The sequence below is a fragment of the Brevundimonas sp. GW821-FHT12C05 genome, assembly GCF_058807475.1.
The window spans coordinates 1,776,365-1,797,184 of the sequence record NZ_JBXAQS010000001.1 but is presented as its reverse complement, the minus strand read 5'-3'; the positions used below and the strand labels follow the sequence as shown (position 1 = coordinate 1,797,184).

27 protein-coding genes are annotated in these 20,820 nt (G+C 69.0%); 18 read left to right on the top strand and 9 right to left on the bottom strand.

Annotation, left to right across the window (positions count from 1 at the left end; translation table 11 throughout):
• Positions 1 to 101: 101 nt before the first annotated feature.
• From rpsM to rplQ, 4 genes are all read left to right on the top strand, one after another.
• A complete protein-coding gene (gene rpsM / locus AC1RRF_RS08695) occupies positions 102 to 470 on the top strand; it encodes a 30S ribosomal protein S13 (protein WP_492312745.1) in 369 nt (122 codons plus the stop codon).
• A 9-nt stretch (positions 471 to 479) separates the two neighbouring features.
• Entirely contained in the window at positions 480 to 869 is a 390-nt protein-coding gene (rpsK, locus tag AC1RRF_RS08690) for a 30S ribosomal protein S11 (RefSeq protein ID WP_300292379.1), read from the top strand.
• An 85-nt stretch (positions 870 to 954) separates the two neighbouring features.
• Positions 955 to 1,974 carry a DNA-directed RNA polymerase subunit alpha gene (locus tag AC1RRF_RS08685; protein WP_492834021.1) on the top strand — a complete coding sequence of 340 codons (1,020 nt, stop codon included), beginning with the start codon at positions 955 to 957 and terminating at the stop codon, positions 1,972 to 1,974.
• Between the two features lie 108 nt (positions 1,975 to 2,082).
• A complete protein-coding gene (gene rplQ / locus AC1RRF_RS08680; RefSeq protein WP_492834020.1) occupies positions 2,083 to 2,502 on the top strand; it encodes a 50S ribosomal protein L17 in 420 nt (139 codons plus the stop codon).
• Positions 2,503 to 2,594: 92 nt separating this feature from the next.
• Here the strand turns inward: rplQ and AC1RRF_RS08675 are convergent, their stop codons facing one another.
• Both AC1RRF_RS08675 and AC1RRF_RS08670 read right to left on the bottom strand, forming a co-directional pair.
• Positions 2,595 to 2,858 carry a hypothetical protein gene (locus AC1RRF_RS08675; RefSeq protein ID WP_492834019.1) on the bottom strand — a complete coding sequence of 88 codons (264 nt, stop codon included), beginning with the start codon at positions 2,856 to 2,858 and terminating at the stop codon, positions 2,595 to 2,597.
• Positions 2,840 to 3,346, bottom strand: a complete 507-nt coding sequence (locus tag AC1RRF_RS08670; RefSeq protein ID WP_492834018.1) for a hypothetical protein — start codon at positions 3,344 to 3,346, stop codon at positions 2,840 to 2,842. The genes AC1RRF_RS08675 and AC1RRF_RS08670 overlap by 19 nt, the downstream gene beginning before the upstream one ends.
• 96 nt (positions 3,347 to 3,442) lie before the next feature.
• Here AC1RRF_RS08670 and AC1RRF_RS08665 point away from each other — a divergent pair, with 96 nt between their 5' ends.
• A complete protein-coding gene (locus AC1RRF_RS08665) occupies positions 3,443 to 3,823 on the top strand; it encodes a DUF4180 domain-containing protein (protein WP_492834017.1) in 381 nt (126 codons plus the stop codon).
• 83 nt (positions 3,824 to 3,906) lie between these two features.
• Positions 3,907 to 4,383, top strand: a complete 477-nt coding sequence (locus AC1RRF_RS08660) for a GNAT family N-acetyltransferase (RefSeq protein WP_492834016.1) — start codon at positions 3,907 to 3,909, stop codon at positions 4,381 to 4,383.
• 3 nt (positions 4,384 to 4,386) lie between these two features.
• On the opposite strand, the gene AC1RRF_RS08655 is transcribed toward AC1RRF_RS08660, so the two are convergent.
• Positions 4,387 to 5,259: an ABC transporter permease subunit gene (locus AC1RRF_RS08655; protein WP_492834015.1), complete on the bottom strand. Its 873-nt coding sequence runs from the start codon at positions 5,257 to 5,259 to the stop codon at positions 4,387 to 4,389.
• Positions 5,249 to 6,160, bottom strand: a complete 912-nt coding sequence (locus AC1RRF_RS08650) for an ABC transporter ATP-binding protein (protein ID WP_492834014.1) — start codon at positions 6,158 to 6,160, stop codon at positions 5,249 to 5,251. The genes AC1RRF_RS08655 and AC1RRF_RS08650 overlap by 11 nt, the downstream gene beginning before the upstream one ends.
• A gap of 97 nt (positions 6,161 to 6,257) precedes the next feature.
• Between AC1RRF_RS08650 and AC1RRF_RS08645 the strand changes: the two genes are divergently transcribed.
• A complete protein-coding gene (locus tag AC1RRF_RS08645; RefSeq protein ID WP_492834013.1) occupies positions 6,258 to 7,493 on the top strand; it encodes an alkaline phosphatase family protein in 1,236 nt (411 codons plus the stop codon).
• A 21-nt stretch (positions 7,494 to 7,514) separates the two neighbouring features.
• Here AC1RRF_RS08645 and AC1RRF_RS08640 read toward each other — a convergent pair whose 3' ends face one another.
• A complete protein-coding gene (locus AC1RRF_RS08640) occupies positions 7,515 to 8,912 on the bottom strand; it encodes a serine hydrolase domain-containing protein (protein WP_492834012.1) in 1,398 nt (465 codons plus the stop codon).
• A gap of 79 nt (positions 8,913 to 8,991) precedes the next feature.
• On the opposite strand from AC1RRF_RS08640, the gene AC1RRF_RS08635 reads away from it, so the two are divergent.
• The 3 genes from AC1RRF_RS08635 to AC1RRF_RS08625 all read left to right on the top strand — a co-directional run bounded on the left by AC1RRF_RS08635 (position 8,992) and on the right by AC1RRF_RS08625 (position 12,649).
• Positions 8,992 to 9,828 (top strand): helix-turn-helix domain-containing protein, encoded by an 837-nt coding sequence (locus tag AC1RRF_RS08635; protein WP_492834011.1) that lies wholly within the window; start codon positions 8,992 to 8,994, stop codon positions 9,826 to 9,828.
• Positions 9,829 to 9,889: 61 nt separating this feature from the next.
• Positions 9,890 to 11,206, top strand: a complete 1,317-nt coding sequence (locus AC1RRF_RS08630; protein WP_492834010.1) for a TCR/Tet family MFS transporter — start codon at positions 9,890 to 9,892, stop codon at positions 11,204 to 11,206.
• Positions 11,207 to 11,275: 69 nt separating this feature from the next.
• On the top strand, positions 11,276 to 12,649 hold the full coding sequence (locus AC1RRF_RS08625) for a trypsin-like peptidase domain-containing protein (protein WP_492834157.1): 1,374 nt from the start codon (positions 11,276 to 11,278) through the stop codon (positions 12,647 to 12,649).
• Here AC1RRF_RS08625 and AC1RRF_RS08620 read toward each other — a convergent pair.
• On the bottom strand, positions 12,646 to 13,065 hold the full coding sequence (locus AC1RRF_RS08620; RefSeq protein WP_492834009.1) for a VOC family protein: 420 nt from the start codon (positions 13,063 to 13,065) through the stop codon (positions 12,646 to 12,648). The two genes, AC1RRF_RS08625 and AC1RRF_RS08620, sit on opposite strands and share 4 nt — an antisense overlap.
• A gap of 1 nt (position 13,066) precedes the next feature.
• Entirely contained in the window at positions 13,067 to 13,489 is a 423-nt protein-coding gene (locus AC1RRF_RS08615) for a VOC family protein (protein WP_492834008.1), read from the bottom strand.
• Positions 13,490 to 13,560: 71 nt separating this feature from the next.
• Here AC1RRF_RS08615 and AC1RRF_RS08610 point away from each other — a divergent pair, with 71 nt between their 5' ends.
• The 6 genes from AC1RRF_RS08610 (at position 13,561) to AC1RRF_RS08585 (ending at position 17,532) form a co-directional block, all read left to right on the top strand.
• Positions 13,561 to 14,862 carry a replication-associated recombination protein A gene (locus AC1RRF_RS08610; RefSeq protein ID WP_492834007.1) on the top strand — a complete coding sequence of 434 codons (1,302 nt, stop codon included), beginning with the start codon at positions 13,561 to 13,563 and terminating at the stop codon, positions 14,860 to 14,862.
• A 27-nt stretch (positions 14,863 to 14,889) separates the two neighbouring features.
• Entirely contained in the window at positions 14,890 to 15,279 is a 390-nt protein-coding gene (locus tag AC1RRF_RS08605; RefSeq protein WP_492834006.1) for a hypothetical protein, read from the top strand.
• 50 nt (positions 15,280 to 15,329) lie between these two features.
• Entirely contained in the window at positions 15,330 to 15,779 is a 450-nt protein-coding gene (locus AC1RRF_RS08600) for a hypothetical protein (RefSeq protein ID WP_492834005.1), read from the top strand.
• Positions 15,780 to 15,818: 39 nt separating this feature from the next.
• Complete coding sequence (locus tag AC1RRF_RS08595) at positions 15,819 to 16,238, top strand: hypothetical protein (RefSeq protein WP_492834004.1); 420 nt, start codon at positions 15,819 to 15,821, stop codon at positions 16,236 to 16,238.
• Positions 16,235 to 16,963, top strand: coding sequence for an RluA family pseudouridine synthase (locus tag AC1RRF_RS08590; protein ID WP_492834003.1), 729 nt, complete (start codon positions 16,235 to 16,237; stop codon positions 16,961 to 16,963). Before AC1RRF_RS08595 ends, AC1RRF_RS08590 begins: the two co-directional genes overlap by 4 nt.
• Before the next feature lie 68 nt (positions 16,964 to 17,031).
• Entirely contained in the window at positions 17,032 to 17,532 is a 501-nt protein-coding gene (locus AC1RRF_RS08585) for a CC0125/CC1285 family lipoprotein (protein WP_492834002.1), read from the top strand.
• A 16-nt stretch (positions 17,533 to 17,548) separates the two neighbouring features.
• Here the strand turns inward: AC1RRF_RS08585 and AC1RRF_RS08580 are convergent, their stop codons facing one another.
• Together AC1RRF_RS08580 and AC1RRF_RS08575 are read right to left on the bottom strand one after the other, a co-directional pair.
• Positions 17,549 to 18,751: a hypothetical protein gene (locus tag AC1RRF_RS08580; RefSeq protein ID WP_492834001.1), complete on the bottom strand. Its 1,203-nt coding sequence runs from the start codon at positions 18,749 to 18,751 to the stop codon at positions 17,549 to 17,551.
• Positions 18,752 to 18,893: 142 nt separating this feature from the next.
• Entirely contained in the window at positions 18,894 to 19,334 is a 441-nt protein-coding gene (locus AC1RRF_RS08575) for a DUF2214 family protein (RefSeq protein WP_492834000.1), read from the bottom strand.
• Between the two features lie 49 nt (positions 19,335 to 19,383).
• Here AC1RRF_RS08575 and crcB point away from each other — a divergent pair, with 49 nt between their 5' ends.
• Positions 19,384 to 19,770 carry a fluoride efflux transporter CrcB gene (crcB, locus tag AC1RRF_RS08570; protein ID WP_492833999.1) on the top strand — a complete coding sequence of 129 codons (387 nt, stop codon included), beginning with the start codon at positions 19,384 to 19,386 and terminating at the stop codon, positions 19,768 to 19,770.
• Complete coding sequence (locus AC1RRF_RS08565; RefSeq protein ID WP_492833998.1) at positions 19,767 to 20,801, top strand: RluA family pseudouridine synthase; 1,035 nt, start codon at positions 19,767 to 19,769, stop codon at positions 20,799 to 20,801. The genes crcB and AC1RRF_RS08565 overlap by 4 nt, the downstream gene beginning before the upstream one ends.
• Positions 20,802 to 20,820 lie beyond the last annotated feature (19 nt).

The window sequence follows — 20,820 nt, the reverse complement described above, 5'->3', positions numbered from 1 at the left end:
AATCCCCTGTATAAGGCCCGCTTCCGCGAAGGGCGCGTCACGCTCCTGGTCTGTTGACCGGAGCGTTTATTGCGTCCGCACACGCGTATCTGGAGAGCTTCGTGGCCCGTATCGCTGGCGTCAACATCCCGACCAACAAGCGCGTCGAAATCGCGCTGCAGTACATCCATGGCATCGGCCCCGCCGCCGCCAAGGACATCACCGGCAAGGTCGGCATCGAAGCCGCCCGTCGCGTCAATCAACTGACGGACGCCGAAGTGCTGCAGATCCGCGAGACCATCGACCGTGATCACACCGTCGAGGGCGACCTGCGCCGCGAGACGTCGATGAACATCAAGCGTCTGATGGACCTGGCCTGCTACCGCGGCCTGCGTCACCGTAAGGGCCTGCCGGTCCGCGGCCAGCGCACCCACACGAACGCCCGCACCCGCAAGGGTCCCGCCAAGCCGATCGCCGGCAAGAAGAAGTAAGAGATAACGATGGCCAAGGAACCGGGTCGCGTAAAGAAGCGCGAGCGCAAGAACATCACGTCGGGCGTCGCCCACGTGAACGCCAGCTTCAACAACACGATGGTGACCATCACCGACGCTCAAGGAAACGCGATTTCCTGGTCGTCGGCCGGTCACATGGGCTTCAAGGGTTCGCGTAAGTCGACCCCGTACGCGGCCCAGATGGCTGCCGAAGACGCGGCCAAGAAGGCCAGCGAACACGGCGTGAAGACGCTGGAAGTCAACGTCTCGGGTCCCGGTTCCGGCCGTGAATCCGCGCTGCGCGCCCTGCAGGCCGCCGGCATGACCATCACGACCATCCGCGACGTCACGCCGATGCCGCACAACGGTTGCCGTCCGCCCAAGCGCCGCCGCGTCTAAGCGAACGACGACTGAACCATCTCCGCCGGTCCTGACGCCCTGACGAGGAGCGAGGGGCCGGCGAACTCCGTACCGAGGGACACCCATGATCGAACGAAACTGGCAAGAGCTGATCCGTCCCGAGAAGCCGCAGATCGAGGCGAGCTCCGACCCCCAGCGCAAGGCGCGCCTGGTCGCTGAGCCCCTGGAACGTGGTTTCGGCGTGACGCTCGGCAACGCCCTGCGCCGCGTTCTCCTGTCGTCGCTGCAAGGCGCCGCGGTGACCGCGATTCAAATCGACGGCGTCGTCCACGAATTCTCGTCGCTGGAAGGCGTGCGGGAAGACGTCGTCGACATCGTGCTGAACATCAAGCAACTGGCGCTGCGCATGCACGCCGAAGGCCCCAAGCGTATGACCCTACGCGCCACGGGCCCCGGCGTCGTCACGGCCGGCCAGATCGACGTCCCCGCGGACATCGAGGTGCTGAACCCGGATCACGTCATCTGCACCCTGGATGACGGCGCTTCGGTGCGCATGGAACTGACCGTCCAGAACGGCAAGGGCTATGTCGCGTCGGAGTTCAACCGTCCGGAAGACGCCCCGATCGGCCTGATCGCCGTCGACGCCCTGTACTCGCCGGTCAAGCGCGTCGCCTATCGCGTCGAGCCGACCCGTCAGGGCCAGTCGCTGGACTATGACAAGCTGGTGCTGGAAGTCGAAACCAACGGCGCCGTCTCGCCGGTTGACGCGGTGGCCTACGCCTCGCGCATCCTGCAAGACCAGCTGCAGATCTTCATCACCTTCGACGAGCCGAAGAAGGCTGTGGAAGCGTCGGACGGCAAGCCCGATCTGCCGTTCAACCCGGCCCTGCTGAAGAAGGTCGACGAGCTGGAACTGTCGGTCCGTTCGGCCAACTGCCTGAAGAACGACAACATCGTCTACATCGGCGACCTGATCCAGAAGACCGAGGGCGAAATGCTTCGCACCCCGAACTTCGGCCGCAAGTCGCTGAACGAGATCAAGGAAGTTCTCGCGACGATGGGCCTGTCGCTCGGCATGGATGTGCCGAACTGGCCGCCCGAAAACATCGAAGACCTGGCCAAGAAGTTCGACGACCAGATCTAGTTTCAACCCTCCGCCCATGACCCTTTCGGGATCGCGGAGCGGTTAGAATGATAGAGCCCCAGGTCCACGCGGTATCGTGGAAACCAGGGTTGAGTAGGAGAGACCCCGATGCGCCACGGCGCCGCCTATCGCAAGCTCGGCCGCACGGCCAGCCACCGCACCGCGATGTTCGCCAACATGGCTGCGTCGCTGATCAAGCACGAGCAGATCACGACGACCCTGCCCAAGGCGAAGGAACTGCGTCCCTTCGTCGAGAAGCTGGTCACGCTCGCCAAGAAGGGCGACCTGCACGCTCGCCGTCAGGCGATCAGCCAGGTCCGTGACGTGCCGCAGGTCGGCAAGCTGTTCGAGACGCTCGGCCCGCGCTACGCCGAACGTAACGGCGGCTACATCCGCATCATGAAGGCCGGCTACCGCCACGGCGACAACGCCGCCATGGCCGTGATCGAGTTCGTCGATCGCGACGTGGACGCCAAGGGCCTGGACTCGGGTCCGGTCTATGAAATCGAGGGCGACGACGAAGCGTAAGCTTCGCTCGTTGGGGCACTGAAGAAGGCGGCCGGTGCGAACCGGCCGCCTTTTTTCTTGGACCGTGAAGCGGATCGAGGGAGCGCCCGGGATCAGTCCTCGATCCAGGCGGCGGCGACAAGGACGAGTTCCGGGACGGTTGTCAGGGCCGCTTCAATCCGGGCCACCAGCCCGTTCGGATCGGACGTCTGGACCTCGATGTCGAAGCCGCCGCCCTGCAGGTCCGCGCCGCCGCCGATGATCGCGGCGGGGGCGTCGCGCGCCAGGATATCGGCCACGATGCGCTCTGCGGTCTGACGGCCGTGACCTTCGAACGACAACAGGAGGACGCCCGGGGTCAGGGGGTCAGCTCCCATCCGCTGTCATCCTCCTTGAACCGATAGTCGCGGCGCAGCAGCCTTGCCGTGATCTTCCAGGTGTGGGCGTCGTCCAGGGGAAGGGAATGCCGAGGCAGGTTGCGCCGATCCACGCCAGCCGGTTCGTCGATCAGCCCGTCCGTGCGCAGGTCGAACACCTTGCCGCCGATCTGGAGCAGGGCCTGCCCGACAGGCCTCATCCGCGAGACCCGTCGTCCCAACAGGCGCCAAGGGGTGGGATTGTTGCGGGTCTGGACGAAAATTCCCGACCCCGTGAGCAGGTTGTGCAGGATCAGCGGCTTGTCCTCGATGTCCTCCGGCGGCGTCTGTGTCGCGCTGACGTGGTCGAAGACGTCGACCAGCTTGCCGGATTTCGAGGACGCCAGCGCCACATAGCCGAACGCGTAACCGTGACCGTCCGCCAAGGTGACGCAGAACAGATCGCCGTCCTTCAGATTTGGCCGCCTGGCTTTCTTGACTTCGACCATCCGTCGCCCCTGTTGTCCGTCAGGATTAAGGACGCAGGCCGTCCCGGGTTCCCTCGAGGGAGGACCGGCGGCGACCCTTCGCAATGCGGAGACGACATGAGTGACGAGGTGAGGGTCATGGGGGGCGCGTCGGTGCTGGTGTGCGCCGCGGAGGGACCGCGCGTCACCCGCGAGGCCGACGCGCTGGACCTGATCGGCGGGCTGTGGGGGCTGGAGGTCGACTGGCTGGTCCTGCCGACGGAGCGGCTGGGCGAGGACTTCCTGCGCCTGCGCACGGGTCTGGCCGGGGCGGTGATCCAGAAATTCGTCACCTATCAGGTCCGGCTGGCCATCGTCGGCGACATCTCCGCCGAGCTCGCGACCAGCGGCGCCCTGACCGATTTCGTCCGCGAGTCCAACGCCGGTCATCGGGTGTGGTTCGTTCCGGACCTGGCGGCGCTGGAGGCGCGACTGGCTGCGCGGTCTGAAGTCGCCTGACCTCTGGCGATCGGCCGATTGAAGAGGAAAGGGGGCTTACCCCATCCGCTCCCGCTTCCCAGATGGGAGGCGAGGAGAACGCCATGCCGACAGCCGAAGCCGTGATCACCATCGAACCCTACCGTCCCGACCATGCCGCCGCGTGGCGGTCCCTGAACGAGGACTGGCTGGTCGCGGGCGGCTATGTGCTGGAGGCCAAGGACCAACTGGTGCTGGGCGACCCTCAGGGGGCGATCCTGAGCAAGGGCGGCCACATCTTCATCGCCGAACAGGACGGGACGCCGGTCGGCTGCTGCTCCCTGATGGCGATGGACGACGGCGGCTTCGAGGTCGGCAAGATGGCAGTGCTGGAGCAGGCGCGCGGATTGAACCTGGGTCACCGCCTTCTGGAGGCCTGCGAGACGGCGGCGCGGGCGGCCGGGGCGCCGCGCCTCTATCTGGAGACCAATACGGCCCAGACCCACGCCATCGCCCTTTACCGACGCTTCGGCTTCACCGACCTGCCGCCCCGGCCCAGTCCCTATGCCCGGGCCGACGTGTGGATGGAAAAGCGGTTCTGACCGCTACTCCTTGGACAGGTCCTGCCGGTTGAACCAGGCCAGGGCGCCGGCGAGCGGGACCAGCGTCCACAGGACCATGCTGATCACCGACTTCAACAGCGTGCCGTCGGGTGCGGGCGGCGCGCCTTCGGGCTGGATCACCACCAGCTTCAGGATATCCATGGCCGCGCCGGGGTTCACCAGGATCGACAGCCAGGCGTCGGGCATGACGCCCATGGAGCCGAGGACCTGGGGCGTGAAGAATTGGGCGACGCCCATCACCAGCGGTACGAACAGGGCGACCAGCAGCGACCGCGTGACCACGGCGGCCAGCATGCCCATCATCGTGAACTGGATGATGCGCAGCCAGCTCAGGCCGACACCGGCTAGGAACTGGCCGAACAGTTCGCCGGTGAGGCCGAACGTGATCGGGCGGGTGAAGACGCTGGCGCGGATCAGGGTCTCGAAGACCCCGGCGATCAGCATCAGGCCCATGGCCCCCAGCGCCAGCAGGGCCGTCACGGCCAGCTTGCCCAGCAGCAGGTTGGCCCGGCTGTTGCGGGCGCTGATCAGCCGCCAGGTTTCCCAACGGTAGTCGCCGGCGTAGATCGTCGCCGCGCCGATCAGGACGAACAGCAGCAGGGCCGGGTTATCCAGCTTGGCGGCGTTGCTCGTGACGGCTTCGACCAGATTGATGGGTGCGGAGGACATCAGCTCCATCACCTGCGGCGGCATCTTGGTGTCGGCGGCGATCTTGGCCTCGCTGCCCTTCATCACGAAGATGCCGATGGCGCCGAAGATTACGCCCATGACCGGCACGAAGACGGTGCTCCACAGCAGGGTGGTGCGGTTCTTCCAGAGGCGGAAATTCTCCGCGCGAATGGCGTCAGCCAGCATGATCGGCCTCCGGGGTCTGCACGGAGCCCGTCTCGGTGAAGAAGATGGCTTCCAGATCGGTGCCGACCCAGCGCGCCTCGTGGATGTCGACGCCCTGTTCGACCAGGGCGCGGATCAGGGCCGGACCTTCGCTGCGCTTGACGTCGGCCAGGACGGCGTCGCCGTCACGGGTCGCCGCCACGCTGAGCGCGCCCAGCACCTTCTCGATCGGCGTGCCGACCAGTCGCAGGCGTTCGCCGACGGCGGTGAGCTCGCCGACCGCGCCTTCGCGGACCAGCTTGCCCTTGTTGAGGATGGCCACGCGGTCGCAGACGCGCTGGACCTCGAGCAGCTGGTGGCTGGCCAGGACGACGGTGACGCCGTCCTCGGTCGCCAGCGAGCGGATCAGGGCGCGCATCTCCTGGATGCCGGGCGGATCCATGCCGCTGGTCGGTTCATCCAGGATGACCAGCTCCGGACGGCTCATCAGCGCGGCGGCGACGCCCAGGCGCTGCATCATGCCGACCGAGAAGCCGCGCACCTTGCGGTCCGCCGCCTGGGTCAGGCCGACGCGCTCCAGCCAGTGGGGGATGTCGGTCTCGCCGCCGACGCCGTGCTCCAGCGCCAGCCAGCGCAGGACCTGGCGGGCGGTCATGAAGGGTGGGAAGCGCGGGGTCTCGATCATCGAACCCATGCGGCGCATGGCGCCCACGTCGCCGACGCCGCCCCCCATCACGGTGGCCGTGCCGTCCGTCGCGCGGATCAGGCCCAGCAGGATGCGGAACAGGGTCGACTTGCCGGCGCCGTTCGGCCCCAGCACGCCATAGACCCCGCCCTTGGGGATGGTCAGGTCCAGCCCGTCGAGGGCGCGCACGGAGCCGTAGGTCTTGGTCAGCCCACGGGTTTCAATCACAGCGTTCATGGAAAGGAGCTTGGCCGTGTGAACAGCCCGAGGCAAGGCGTTGTCGTGCTGTCGCAGATTAAGCTTAGGCAATCTCCAGTCTCGCTGGAGTTTCCGTATGGTTTTGCGCCCCCTGTTCCTGCTCATCCTCGTGGCCGCGATGGCGGCCGGCCTGTCGGCCCAAGCCCAGGCTCCGGCCCAGGAGCCCTATCGGCCCGTCATCCTGGTCGGCATCGACGGGTTCCGCGCCGACTATCTGGAGCGGGGACTGACCCCGACCCTGTCACGACTGGCGGTTGAGGGCGTCCAGGCCGAGGGCGGCATGCGGCCGTCGTGGCCCAGCGTGACCTTCCCGAACTTCTATACGCTGGCGACCGGCCTGCACCCGGACCACCACGGCCTCGTCGCGAATATGATGACGGACCCGAACCTGCCCGGCCGCCGCTTCTCGCTGGGCAATCGGGCCGAGGTCATGGACCGGGTCTGGTATGACGCCGCCGAGCCGATCTGGGTCACGGCCGAGAACGCCGGCCTGCGCACCGCCACCCTGTTCTGGCCGGGTTCGGAGGCCCCGATCCGGGGCGTGCGGCCGACCTACTGGCTGCCGTTCGAACAGACGGTGCCGTCGCTGGCGCGGGTCAACATCCTGCTGGCCTGGCTGAGCCTGCCCGAGGCGGAGCGTCCGCAACTGGCGACCCTCTATTTCAACGTGCTGGACCACGCCGGGCACGAGTACGGCCCCGATGCACCCGAGACCGATGCGGTGCTGGTCGACATCGACGCCGCCGTGAAGGCGCTGGTGGACGGGTTGGAAAATCAAGGGATCGAAGCGGACCTGGTCATCGTGGCCGATCACGGCATGGCGCCGATTTCGGGTGAACGGGTGATCTTCCTCGACGACAAGGTCGACGCCGCGGCCGTCACCGTCACGACCCACGGGCCGGTGGCGACCCTGGATCCTGTCGCGGGCCGTGAGGCCGAGGTCGAGGCCGCCCTGCTGGGGGCTTCGCCGCATATGGAATGCTGGCGCAAGGGCGAGGTCCCGGCGCGACTGGCCTACGGAACCAATCCCCGCATCCCAGCCATCGTCTGCCTGGCCGAGACGGGCTGGATCATCGGCACGCGCGAGCGGACTGACCCGGCCCGGGTTCGCGGCGGCGCGCACGGCTTCGACAATCAGGCGCCCGAGATGCGCGCCCTGTTCATCGCTTATGGCCCCGATCTGGCGCGGGGCATCCGACTGCCCGAGATGGACAGCGTCGACGTCCAGCCGCTGCTGGCCCGGCTGCTGAAGCTGCCGGTCCCGGCGGGCGACGGCCAAGCGGCGGACACCGAGGCCGCGATGGCGCGCTAGGTGAGGGGAGGGCTCCGGCGATCAGTCGATCCGGCGGAAGATCAGGTTCTCGATCCGTCGTCCGAAGCTGACCGTCAGCCTGTCCCCGTCCGCCTTCAGTCGAAGCGGGCCGGTGACCACCGCGCCGTCGGACCCCGCCCGCAACCCGCCCCAGTCCTCGACAATGGGCTCCGGCGACAGGGGAGAGCGGATCGTGACCTGCACGCCGTCCTCGGCCGGACGAATGTCATAGTCGATGCCGGTCTCCGCCGAGATCCAGCGCCCGACCAGGCTGGCCCGCGCGGTCTCGGACGCCGGCTCCGGCGCGGGACGCGGTCCGGACGGAGCAGGGGGCGGCGAGGGTGTCGCCATCGGCGTGCCTAGGAACGCCTCGGCGATCGCGCCCGGGGTCACGTCGGTGCGGTTGCACAGCACGATCGCCCCGACCGGCGCTTCGGCCTGCCGGATGTATTCCGCGCGGAAGCCCTCCGAGCCGCCGTCGTGGCTGAGCCACAGGACATCGTCGCGGTCTTCCAGGCCGATCCCGGCGCCGTAGGGCGTTCCGAACTCGGGCAGGGTCGCGATCGCGCCGTCGGCCAGACGGCCGGGCTCGACGAACAGGGCTTTCACTGTCGGGGTCCAGGCGCCGCGACCGGCCCGGAAGGCCGCGTCGAAGCGGGCCAGGTCCTCCACCGTCGTGACCAGGCCGCCCGAGCCGGGAAGGGAAGGCTGGTCGTCCGCGATCCGGAAGCTCCCGTCGCGAAGACGCCGGTAGCCGTGGGTGGTCAGGCCTTCGGCCACGAAGCCGGTCCCGGTCATGCCCAGCGGGGCGAAAAGGGTTTCGCGCGCATAGTCCGCCAGGGTCTGGCCCGAGACCCGCTCCACCAGCTGCGCGAGCATCAGGTAGTTGCCGTTGGAATAGGCCGCGCGGCTTCCCGCCGGGAAATTGTTGCTATCCAGCCCGCGCATCATCGCCAGCACCGCCGCCGGCGCCGCCTCGCCCATGCGTTCGATCCCCGAGAGCGCCATCAGGGTGGTGTGGTCGCGCACGCCCGCCGTCTGGTTCAGCAACTGGCGCACCGTGGCTCCCTGTAGCGCGCCGGCCATGTCCGGCAGCCATCGGGCCGCCGGCGCGTCCATCTCGATCCGGCCCGTATCGACAAGGCTCAGCACGGCCAGGGCGGTGAATTGCTTGGAGGCCGAGGCGATCAGGAACCCCGTGTGCGCGGTGATCGGCGCGGCGGCCTCGATGTCGGCCAGGCCCGCCGCGTCGAAGGTCGGTCCGGCGGGGCTCAGCACGGCGACCGCGCATCCCGGCTGGGCGCCCTCCCGCATCGCGGCCAGGGGATCGCTCGGGGCCGCGAAGGCGTCGCCCGGCGGAACGCTCATCACCACGGTCAGGGCCCAGACGCACGTCAGTCGGGTGGGGGATTGATTCATGAACGGCGTTCTCCGGCTGGATTGACGCTAGCGCCATCCCCGGCTCATCTCCTGTAGAAATCGGAACCGGACAAACCCCGTGCTGGCCCAGTCGACGCCGCCAAGGATGGAGCTTACCTCGCGGGTCGCGTCGCCCGACCTGCAGCCGTTCGTCTCGGCCTTCATCGAGCGGAAGGATCTGACCGCGCTCCAGGCCATGCGGGAACTGCCCGTGCCGGCGCCGCTGATCCAGATCATGCTGGGCGCCGATGTTCACCTGACGGACGGCCCCACGACGGCGACCGTCCCGCGCATGGGGCTGTGGGGACCGTCATCCACCACGCCGTGGTCCCGGACCGAGCAGCCCATGCATGCCTTCGTCGCCGTGTTGACGCTCAGGGGCGCGGCGGTGCTGGCCCGGGCGGCGGAGGGACCGATCGCCGACCGGCGCATGAATCTGGGCGATCTCCTCGATCCCGAGGCGCGGCGCGGGCTGTCCCGTATCGCGCAGGCGCCGGAGGCGACCGATCGCATCGCCGCCGCGGAGGCCTGGCTTCGCGGCGTCATGGGGCGGGCGGGAGAGCCGAACGCCGCGGAGGCCTTGATGGACGCCATGCTGCAGCATCGGGTCCGCGGCCCCGTCGCCGGGATCGCGCGCGGATGCGGGATTTCCGAGCGCGCGCTGCACAAGCGTTGCCATCGCCTGATCGGCTGGTCGCCAAAGCGCGTGCTGCGCATCGCCCGCCTTCAGCGCCTGCTGCGCACTCTGCACCCCTCGCCCTGGCTCTCATCGGGGGATGAGGACGACGCCCGCCTGGAGTACGCCGACGACTCGCATCTGGCCCGTGACCTGATGGATCTCACCGGTCTGACGATTTCGGCCTACCGCGCGTCCAAGATCGCCAGCCGCGATCGGTTGGTGCACACCCTCATCTGATCGTGGCCCGTCGGGCCGGCGCGGATGGCGTCCGAAGGCCTGGAGCGCTATCCACCACGCCATGAACGCCCTCAACGACCTGAAAGTCCGCCGCGCCGCCATCGCCTTCATCCTGGTGACGGCGGTGCTCGACGTCATCGCCATGGGGATCATCATTCCCGTGCTGCCGCAGCTGGTGGTCGAGTTCGTCGGCTCCAACGCCGACGCCGGCTGGATCAACGGGGTGTTCGTGGCCCTGTGGGCGGGGATGCAGTTCATCTGCTCGCCCATCATCGGCTCGCTGTCGGACAAGTACGGCCGGCGGCCCGTCATCCTGATCAGCTGCGCCGGGCTGGCGCTCGACTATGTGCTGATGGCGGTGGCGCCGAACCTGTGGTGGCTGGCGGCGGGGCGGATCATCGCGGGCATCACCTCGTCCAGCTTCACCACCGTCTTCGCCTACATGGCCGACATCACCGCGCCGGAGAACCGGGCCAAGGCCTATGGCCTGATCGGAGCGGCCTTCTCGGGCGGCTTCGTGCTCGGGCCCGTGCTGGGCGGTTTCCTGGGCGAGCTGGGGCCGCGCGCCCCCTTCTGGTTCGCCGCCGTTCTGTCGGGCGTGGCCTTCCTGTACGGCCTGTTCGTCCTGCCCGAGAGCCTGCCCCTGGAGAGGCGGATGCCGTTCAGCTGGAAACGGGCCAATCCGGTCGGCGCCCTGATCCTGCTGAAGCGTCACGCCGAGCTGACCGGGCTCGCGATCGTGAACTTCCTGCTCTACTTCGCCCACCACGTCTTCTCGGCGGTGTTCGTGCTGTACGCGGCCCTGCGCTACGGCTGGGGGCCGGTGCAGGTGGGCCTGCTGCTGGCGCTGGTCGGCCTGCTGGACATGATCGTGCAGGGGCTGTTGGTCGGGCCCGTGTCCAAGCGGCTGGGCGAGCGGCCGACCCTGGTGCTGGGCCTGTTCGGCGGCACGATCGGCATCTGCCTGATGGGCTGGGCCCCCACCGGCTGGGCCTTCGTCGCCGCCATGCTGCCCAACGCCCTGTGGGGCCTCGCCATGCCGACGATCCAGGCCCTGATGACCCGCCGCGTCGGCGAGGACGAGCAGGGTCAGTTGCAGGGCGCCAACAACAGCGTCGGGGCCATCGCGGGCGTCCTGTCGCCGCTGTTCTTCGGCTGGGTCTACACCCATTCGACGGGCGGGCATTTCGACAGCGTGGCGCGCTGGATCGAGAGCTGGGCCGGCCATGGGGCGGCGTCGCGCCTGCTGGTCGGCGGCCTCTACGATCCCGGCCTGTCCTTCTACATCGCGGGGGCGGTCCTGTTGCTGGCCGCCGTGATCGGCTGGGTGGTGGCGCGGAAGGCGTCGCGGGCGGAGGCGATCGAGGTGCAAGCGTAACCGCCTTGATCCGGCCCGAAATCCGGAGCGGAATGGGCCATGTCCTTCCCTGACCAGCTATGGATGACGATGAAGACCGGCTCTCTCGCGCTCGCCCTCGCCCTCACGCTCGCTGCCTGCGGACAACCCAACAGCTCAAAGGCCCAGGACGGCGTCTTCGCCGACAACCGGGTCGCGCCCGGCGACGCCACGGCGATGAAGTCCAGCTTCGCGCCGGTGGTCCGCGCCGCCGCGCCCGCCGTTGTCAACATCGCCGCGCGGGGCGTGCAGCAGGTCCGTGATCCCTTCTTCGGCATGCCGGGCCAGCGCGAAACCGGCTCGGTCGGCTCGGGCGTCATCGTGCGGCCGAACGGGGTGGTTGTGACCAACTATCACGTCGTCAACGGCATGAGTTCGATCCGGGTGATCCTGAACGACCGGCGCGAATTCAACGCCCGCGTGGTGCTGGGCGACGAGCGCTCCGACCTGGCCGTGCTGCAGCTGGAGGGCGTCAGCGAACGCCTGCCGGTGCTGAACATCGACGATCGCGAGGAGCAACAGGTCGGCGACCTGGTGCTGGCCATCGGCAACCCGTTCGGTGTCGGCCAGACGGTGACCAACGGCATCATCTCGGCCCTGAACCGGACCGAGACCAATATCTCGGACTCGGGCTCCTTCATCCAGACCGACGCGGCCATCAACCCCGGCAACTCGGGCGGGGCGCTGGTGGACATGGACGGCGACCTGATCGGCATCAACTCGGCCATCTTCTCGCGTTCGGGCACTTCGTCCGGCGTCGGCTTCGCCATCCCGGCCTCGATGGTCAAGCGGGTGGTCGACAACGCCGTCGGCGGCGCCTCCGTGGTCGTGCGCCCCTGGCTGGGCGTGAAGGGCGAGACGGTCAGCGCCGACATCGCCCGCAGCCTGGGCCTCGAGCGGCCCCAGGGCGTCGTCGTCACCCAGGTCTGGCCCAACGGCCCCGGCGCCCGGGCGGGCATCCGCGAGGGCGACCTGATCGCCGCCGTGGACGGCGCCGAGATCAACGACCAGGGCGGACTGAACTTCCGTGTCGGCCTGCACGACCCGAACGAGACGGTCGAGGTCACCGTCGTTCGCGACGGCCGCCGCCAGACCCTGAACGCCCGCATCGCGCCGCTGCCCGGCGACCCGGACACCGACAAGGCGACCCTGATCCAGCAGGGCGGCCTGTCGGGCGCCCAGGCCGTGGCGCTGAACCCGGCCCTGGCCGACAGACTGGGCGGCGACCCCTTCTCGACCGGGGCGATCATCACCGGCGTGCAGCGCGGCAGCTACGCCAACCGGGTCGGATTCCAGGCCGGGGATGTGGTCGTGGCGATCAATGGCCGTCCGGTCAGCGCCCTGACCCAGCTGGCCAACGTCGGCCGCGGGGCCGAGGTGAGCATCAACCGTCGCGGCCGCACCATGACCGGGACGATCCGCTAGCTGTCGCGCTTAGGTCCGGTGATCGACCAGACGTGTCCGAACGGGTCGCGCAGCTTGCCGTGCCGGCCGTAGAACTCATCGGTGGCGGGACGGATCACCGTCGCGCCCTCGCGCTCGGCCCGGGCGATCCAGGCGTCCACGTCCTCGACGGCCAGGGCCACGGTGACGGCGGTCCCGCCCAGCCGCGCGGGCGAGCGCATGCCGATGGTCCCGTCCGGATCGGGAAATTCGTCGGCCAGATAGATCGCCCCGCTGTTGGCCAGCACCAGCATGGCGTGGCCCAGCCGGCCGTCGTCCATATCGTACCGCGCCGTCTCGCGCGCGCCGAAGGCCTTCACGTACCAGTCCAGCGCCACATGTCCGCGATTGACCATCAGATAGGGGACGACGGGCGGATCGGGCGGGACGTAGGTCATCTCACCGGCCCTTGATCGGCGCCCCGATCGACCAGGTGTGGCCGAAGGGGTCCTTCAACTGGCCGTAGCGGTCGCCCCAGAACTGGTCCGCCAAAGGGAACAGGGGCACGCCGCCTGCCAGGATGGCGCGGTTCCACCATTCGTCGGCGTCATCGACCTGCAGATGCAGGGTCACGCCGCGCGGCACGATGTCCTGCTCGCCGTTGTACTCGGGGAATTCGTCGGCCAGCAGGACGTTGGCGCCGTTGATGACCAAGGCGGCGTGCATCAGGCGCTCGCCGTCCTCGGCCAGCATGCGTCGTTCTTCCCGGGCTCCGAAGGCGCGCTGATAGAATTCGATCGCGGCCTGGCCGCCGCGCGAAGGGATGGTCAGGTGGGGGCTGATGCCGGCGGTCGGTCCCTGGGTCTTCGGAGCGTCTGCCATGTCATTCTCCTTGGTGCCTGCGCATAGTAACGCGTGAAACCGGCGCCGTTAACGCCTATCTCTGGGCGTCCATGACCGACCTGTTCGAAGCTTCCGGCATCCATCCTCCCGACGCGCCCCTGGCCGACCGCCTGCGGCCGCAAACGCTCGACGAGGTCGTCGGCCAGGACCATCTGCTGGGCGAGGGCGGGCCGATCCGGCGCATGGTCGAGGCGGGTCGCCTGGGGTCCATGATCCTGTGGGGGCCGCCCGGCACCGGCAAGACCACCATCGCCCGCCTGTTGGCCAAGGCGGCCGGGTATCAGTTCCAGCAGATCAGCGCCGTCTTCTCCGGCGTGGCCGACCTGAAGAAGGCGTTCGAGGCCGCCCGCATGCGCCGCGCGGCGGGGCAGTCGACCCTGCTCTTCGTCGACGAGATCCACCGTTTCAACCGCGCCCAGCAGGACGGCTTCCTGCCGTTCGTGGAGGAGGGGATCGTCACCCTGGTCGGGGCCACGACCGAGAACCCCTCGTTCGAGTTGAACGGGGCGCTGCTGTCCCGCTCGCAGGTCTATGTGCTCAAGCGGCTGGACGATGCAGCGCTGGATCAACTGTTGATCCGGGCCGAGGCGATGGAGGGCAAGAGCCTGCCCCTGACGCCCGAGGCGCGCCATGCCCTGCTGGCCCTGGCCGATGGGGACGGCCGTTACCTGCTGACCATGTCCGAGGTCTTGTTCGACCTGCAGGGGGTGGAGCCGCTGGACGTCCAGGCCCTCGCCGGCATCCTGCAGAAGCGCGCCCCTGCTTATGACAAGAGCAGAGAAGAACACTATAACCTCATATCCGCGCTGCATAAATCAGTTCGCGGGTCAGACCCTGACGCGGCCCTCTACTGGCTGGCGCGGATGCTGAACGGGGGCGAGGATCCGCTGTATCTCGCGCGCCGGATCGTGCGCATGGCGGTCGAGGACATCGGCGAGGCGGACCCTCTGTCCCTCCTGGTCGCCAATGCGGCCAAGGATACGTACGACTTCCTCGGCAGCCCGGAGGGCGAGCTGGCCCTGGCCCAGGCGGTGGTCCACTTGGCCACTGCGCCCAAGTCCGTGGGGGTCTATGAGGCCTTCAAGGCGGCCAAGCGCGCGGCGGCCGAAACCGGCTCCTTCATGCCGCCCGCCCACATCCGCAACGCGCCGACCAAGCTCATGAAACAGCTCGGCTACGGCAAGGGCTACCAGTACGACCCCTCGACGCCGGAGGGCTTCTCGGGCGCGAACTTCTTCCCCGACGAGATGGAGCGCCGCGTCTTCTACCAACCGAAGGGCGAGGGCCACGAGGCCAAGGTCAAGGAACGGCTGGACCGCTGGGCCGAGATGCGGGCGCGGAAGGAGGGCTGAGCGCGAATGACGGTGCGAAGGATCCCTATGGCGTGGGGGCTGTTCCCGATCGCCGTGGCCCTGCTGCTGACGACGCTGTCTGTGTTCGGCGCCCTGGACCTGCGCGACTGGGCGGGGCTCTGCGGCCTGGTGGCGCTGCCGATCTCGGCCCTGCTGGTCTTCGGCGGTTTCGAGCGGCGTTGGTGGCTTCCTGCGATCCTGCTGACCATGGTCGCCGTCGGCTTGGGCGCGCTGGCCAACGCCTGGCTGACGATCCATCTCCTGACCTCGGCGGGCGTGCCCAAGCTGCTGCTGCTTGAGCTGAGCGCCGTCCTGGTCGTTCTCGGTGCGCCGCTGGCGCTGTTCAGCGGCCTGCTGACGGCGCTCACGGTCTGGAGGGGCTGGTTGCGGCGCCCTGCGGCTGCACCGTTGCCGTAACGGCGGTTCCGGAGCATTCTCCTGCGATCACATGACCTTGGGAGGGGACCATGACTGATGCCAACTCGATGACGGTGAAGACGCCCTGGCACCTGTGGGTGGTGGGGATCGTGGGCGTGCTGTGGAATTCCTACGGCTGCTACGACTTCACCATGACCAATCTGAAGGGCGAGGAATACCTGCGCGGCTACGGCATGACCGAAGCCCAGATCGCCTATTTCCACGCCATGCCCGCCTGGACCCACGCCACCTGGGCCATCGGCGTGTGGGGCGGGATGCTGGGGGCGATCCTGCTGCTGCTGCGCAAGAAATGGGCGCTGCACGCCTTCATCCTGTCGTTCCTCGGCTTCCTGGGCGGGCTGGTCTACAGCTACGGGATGTCCGACGCCTCCAAGGTGATGGGGCCGAACGCCTGGGTCATGAACGTCGTGATCGGCGCCGGCTGCGTCTTCTTCATCTGGTACGCCTGGTTCGCGACGAAGCGGGGCGTGCTGCGCTGAGGGCTTGGGTCCGGGACGGATCGTGCTAAGCGGTCGGGCATGATCCTGACCGCGCCACGCCCCACCCTGACCCTCGCCGCCGTCTGCCTCGTCGGGCTGGGCGTCCTCGCCCAGTGGCTCTTGGGCTATCGCGTCAGCGCGGGCTCGGCGCACGCGATGGAGGTGCTGGCCTTGTTCCTCTATGGGGCGGCCATCGTGCTGCTGCTGGCCCCGCTGGGCCGGGGCAAGGCGCTGATCGCCGGGGCCCTGGCCTTCATCCTGATGGCCTGGGCGGTGCACCTGAACGCCCGCCTGTCGGCCTTCCTTCAGATCGAGGCCGGAGGGCAGGTGATCGCCGCCCACCGCATCCTGCTGGCCACCCTGTTCGTCGGCCCGTTCGCCGGGATCATCACCGGCGTCGTGACCGGGCTGATCGCCCGCTTCGAGCGCATCCGCTGGACGCCGAAGACCGTCGCGTGACCACCCGCGCGCCCGTTTCCCTGACCGAGGACGAGATCGCCGCCGTCCGCTCGTGGGTGATCCTCGAGGACGAGCACGTCATCGCCTTCAACAAGCCGTCCGGCCTGTCCAGCCAGGGCGGACGGATCCAGGTGCATACGCTGGACGACCTGCTGTGGGCCTTCATGCGCTCGAACGGTAAGCGGCCGGAGCTGGTGCACCGGCTCGACCGGGACACCTCCGGCGTCATCCTGGCGGCCCGGACCAAGCCCGCCGCCGGGTTCCTGGGCAAGGCGCTGCAGGCGCGGCGGTTCAAGAAGACCTATCAGGCGCTGCTGTCGGCGGCGCCCGAGCCCCGGGCCGGGACCATCGACACGCCGTTGGCGCGCCAGGAGATCGGGCGGGAAAGCTATATGCGCGCCGTCAGCGCCGATGCGCCGGGCGCCCAGGCCGCGCTGAGCCGCTACCGCACCCTGTCGGCGTCGGAGGACGGCGCCCTGGTTGAGCTGGACCCGGCCACCGGGCGGATGCATCAGCTGCGCGTCCACATGGCCTCCATCGGGCGGCCCCTGGCCGGGGACGTGCGCTACGGCGGCGCCCTGACCTTCGCGGGCCGCGCGGCGCCCCGACTGATGCTGCATGCCTCGAAACTGGTCTTCCCGCACCCGTCCGGCGGCTACGCCACGGTGGAAGCGCCGCTGCCGGACGATTTCGAGACGCTGAAGGCGGCGGCGGGGCTCTCGTAACATCGGCCGCCGTGACAGGAACCACTGCGTCCCGCTACGGTTAACCTCCGGAAGCCTCGGAGCCTGTCATGAAGCGCCTTGTCCTGCCCCTGATCCTCGCCGCCGGTCTCGGCCTGTCGGCCTGCGCCAGCCTCGCCCCCTACGGCGCCCAGATGGGGCCGAACGGGCAGGGCTATTCCGAGCAGCGGATTGAATCCAACCGGTTCCGCGTCACCTACAACGGCGTCGGCGCGCCCGGGCCCGTGGCCGATTACGCCCTGCTGCGCGCGGCCGAGCTGACCACGGCCGAGGGCTATGACTGGTTCGAGGTCACCCAGCGCTGGACCGACGGCCGTCCCGACAGCGCCGGCGGCATGCGCCCCAGCGTCGGCGTCAGCTACGGCAGCGGCCGTTACTCCAGCCCCTACGGCCGCTATTCCTCGTCCGGCGTGGGTCTCGGCGTCGGCCTGAACTTCACCGGCCCGTCCGCGACCTCGACCTCTCTGGAAGTGGTCATGGGCCGCGGCCAGCGTCCGGACCGGCCTGAAGCGTATGACGCCCGGGGCGTGCGGGACGCGTTGCGGCGGTAGAGACTAGTCCCTGGCGTCAACGCCCCCGCGTCAGCGCCCGGTATTCCACCAACCGCTCCTTGTCGCGCCGCACCTGGTCGGCCACGGCGTTGTCGACGTCCAGCGAGGCGTAGCGGACCCAGCCCTCGACGCCCAGCTTGTCCTGGATGGCCGCCACCGGCGTGCGCCAGCGGAAGTAGGACAGCCAGGTGACGCCCAGACCCAGCGCGACGGCCGCGGCTTGCAGGGCGCGGAAAGCGCCGGCGTCGGCCGGGGCGGGCTCCAGCAGGAACAGGGCCAGCCAGACCACGAACACCAGCGGCGTCATGATCCGCTGCGCCCAGCGCATCCAGTAGCGCTCGCGGCGGACACGCCACAGCTCCATCTGGACGTACTTCTCCAGGTACTCCATCCGCGCGCCGATCCACATGGTCAGGCGGGTCAGGTACAGGGCGCGCTGGCCCCAGCCCTTGCCGTCCATCTGGTATTGGGTCTCGGCCTGGTCAGCCATGGCGCGGGCGCTGGTGAACAGGTTCTGCAGCTCGCGGGTCCGCGTCACGATCTCACGCGACAGTTCGTAGGAGTCGTTCTCCAGCTGGAAACGGTACTGGATGAACAGGATCGCCTGCGCGGCCCAGAAGACGCCGACCACGGCCAGCATGGCGGCGAAGGCCAGGCCTAGTCCCATCGGCGGCGAGCCGGTCCAGGTCGAGAACCAGGTCGGCCCCAGCGTCGCCAGCAGGGTGAAGGCGACCAGGGCCGCCAGCTGGCTGCCCCGCTTGACCGAGACGTGCACCACCAGCGCGCGGAAGACGCGGCGGCCGTAGTCGTGGATCAGCTTGCGGATATCGCTGTCGACCGGGAAGCGTTCCTCGATCTGGCGGCTGAACAGGACGTGGAAGCGGTCCGGCTTGCCTTCGCTCTCCCAGAAGGGGAACAGGTCCAGCGGCTGGTTGAAATACTCGTCGATATGGCTCGACACGGCGGCCACCGAGGCCGGGTCGTACGAGAAATACTCGCTGTCCTGGATCGGCCGCAGGATGCCGTCGGCGCTGCGCAGGGGCGGGGCCGAGGCGTGCGACGTCGGCTGCGGGATCTCGCGGTTCGGGCTGTCCTGCGCCCCCGGGGGCGGTGGATTCGGCGCGGCCTGGAGACGCGAGTCGGCGCCATGGCCGCCGTGGCCGCCGTCGAAGGGCGAGGCGTGCGGGTCGGGCGCGTGGTTGTGATCGTCGTGCGACATGGCGCTTCGGCGGTCCTCAGGAATCTCGATGCCCGGCACTATGGCAGATCACGCCGCAGGGCGGACGGCGTTCTCTCACGACGCGAAGCGCCGCTGTTCGGGTATCGCCGTTAACCCTGTCTCCCGGCAAGTGAAGTTTCGGTCAGAACGGGTAGCGCGCCGTGGCGGCGGCGCAGGCCAGCAGGACGACCAGCAGCAGCGCCTGCAGGTTCAGCGCGCCGACGACCCGCTTGCGCTCCGCGATCGGGGGCTGGAAGCCGGCCTCGGCCCGCGCGGCCTTCGCCCAGCGCAGGAAGGCCACCGTCGGTCCGATGGAGATCAGGCCGATCAGGACGAAGGTCGCGATCTTGGCCCAGAAGAAGGGATTGGCCTGGTAGAAGGCCCAGCCCTTGCCGCCCCAGATCACCCGCCCGATCCCGACCAGCACGATCAGGGTCGCCGTCCCGCCGTAGCCGCCGTCCAGCCGCGACAGCCGCTTGATGTCGACGACCGGCGCGCCCGCCAGCACCCGCTCGACCGCCAGCATGGCGACAAGGCCGAAGACCAGCAGGTGGTGGATGATGGCGAGGATCAGGTCGGTCATCGGGCGTCTCCCTTCGCAATGCCGCAAACGGGGTTATAAGCCCCGGATCATGACACGTTTTCTCATCGTTGCAGCCGGGGGTGCGCTGGGCGCCATGGCCCGCTACGGCCTGGGACGACTGCTGCCCGTGACCGGCGGCTGGCCGTGGCCGACGCTGACGGCCAATGTCGCCGGCGGCCTGCTGATGGGACTGCTGACCGGCTGGCTGGCCTTCCGGGGCGGGGCCCAGGGCGAGACGATCCGCCTGTTCGCCGCCGTCGGCGTGCTGGGCGGCTTCACCACCTTCTCGGCCTTCTCGCTGGAGACGGTCCTGATGATCGAGCGCCGTCAGTTCGCCATGGCGTCCGGCTATGTCGCCGTTTCGGTGGCCGCTTCGGTCATCGCCCTGTTCCTCGGCCTGATGCTGGCCCGCCGCGCTTTCGGAGCCGCAATTTGACCGACGAGACCCCCACGGACGCCCCGGAGGCCCCCAAGCGGGAAGTCCTGACCATCTATGTCGCCGAGGCCGAGGACGGCATTCGTCTGGACCGGTGGTTCCGCCGGCGTTGGCCGCACCTGTCGAACATCCAGGTGCAGAAGATGGCCCGCAGCGGCCAGATCCGCGTCGACGGCGCCCGCATCAAGCCTGAGGGTCGCCTGACCGCCGGCGCCGCCGTGCGCGTGCCGCCGATCCCCGACGACACCTCGCGTCAGGCGGGCGACGCCCACACCCTGTCGGAACAGGACATCCGCTTCGCCAAGTCGCTCGTGATCTACGAGGACGACATGGTCATCGCCCTGAACAAGCCGCACGGGCTGGCGGTGCAGGGCGGCACCAAGACCAGCCGCCACGTCGACCGCTTGCTGGGCGCCTGGGGCGAGGGGATGGAGCGTCCGCGCCTGGTGCACCGCCTTGACCGCGACACCTCGGGCGTCCTGCTGCTCGGCAAGGGGCCGGAGGCGGCCAAGCGGCTGGCCGGCGCCTTCGCCCGGCGCCAGGCCAAGAAGACCTACTGGGCCATCGTCATCGGCAATCCCAAGCCGTCGGCCGGCCAGATCGACATGCCGCTGAAGAAGACCGGCATCAACGACTTCGAGATGATGCGCCCGGCCGAGCGCAAGGATCCGCGCGCCGAACCGGCCGAGACCGCCTTCGCCACCATCAGCCGGGCCTCCCACCGCGCCGCCTGGATGGCGCTGCGCCCCTTCACCGGCCGGACGCACCAGCTGCGCGCCCACATGGCCGCGATCGGCCACCCGATCCTCGGCGATCCCAAGTACGGCGACGAGAAATCGAAAGAACTGTCGGGCGGGCTGAAGCTGCAGCTGCACGCCCACCGGATCGAGCTGGACCACCCGTCGGGCGGCAAGCTGATCGTCGAGGCGCCGCTGAGCCCCGAGATGAAGGCCGGCTTCGCCCACTTCGGTTTCGACCCGCATGAGGGGGCGGGGGAGGACCCGTTCGAGGGCGTGAGGCGGCAGCGATGAACCGCGCCAGCACCCTCAG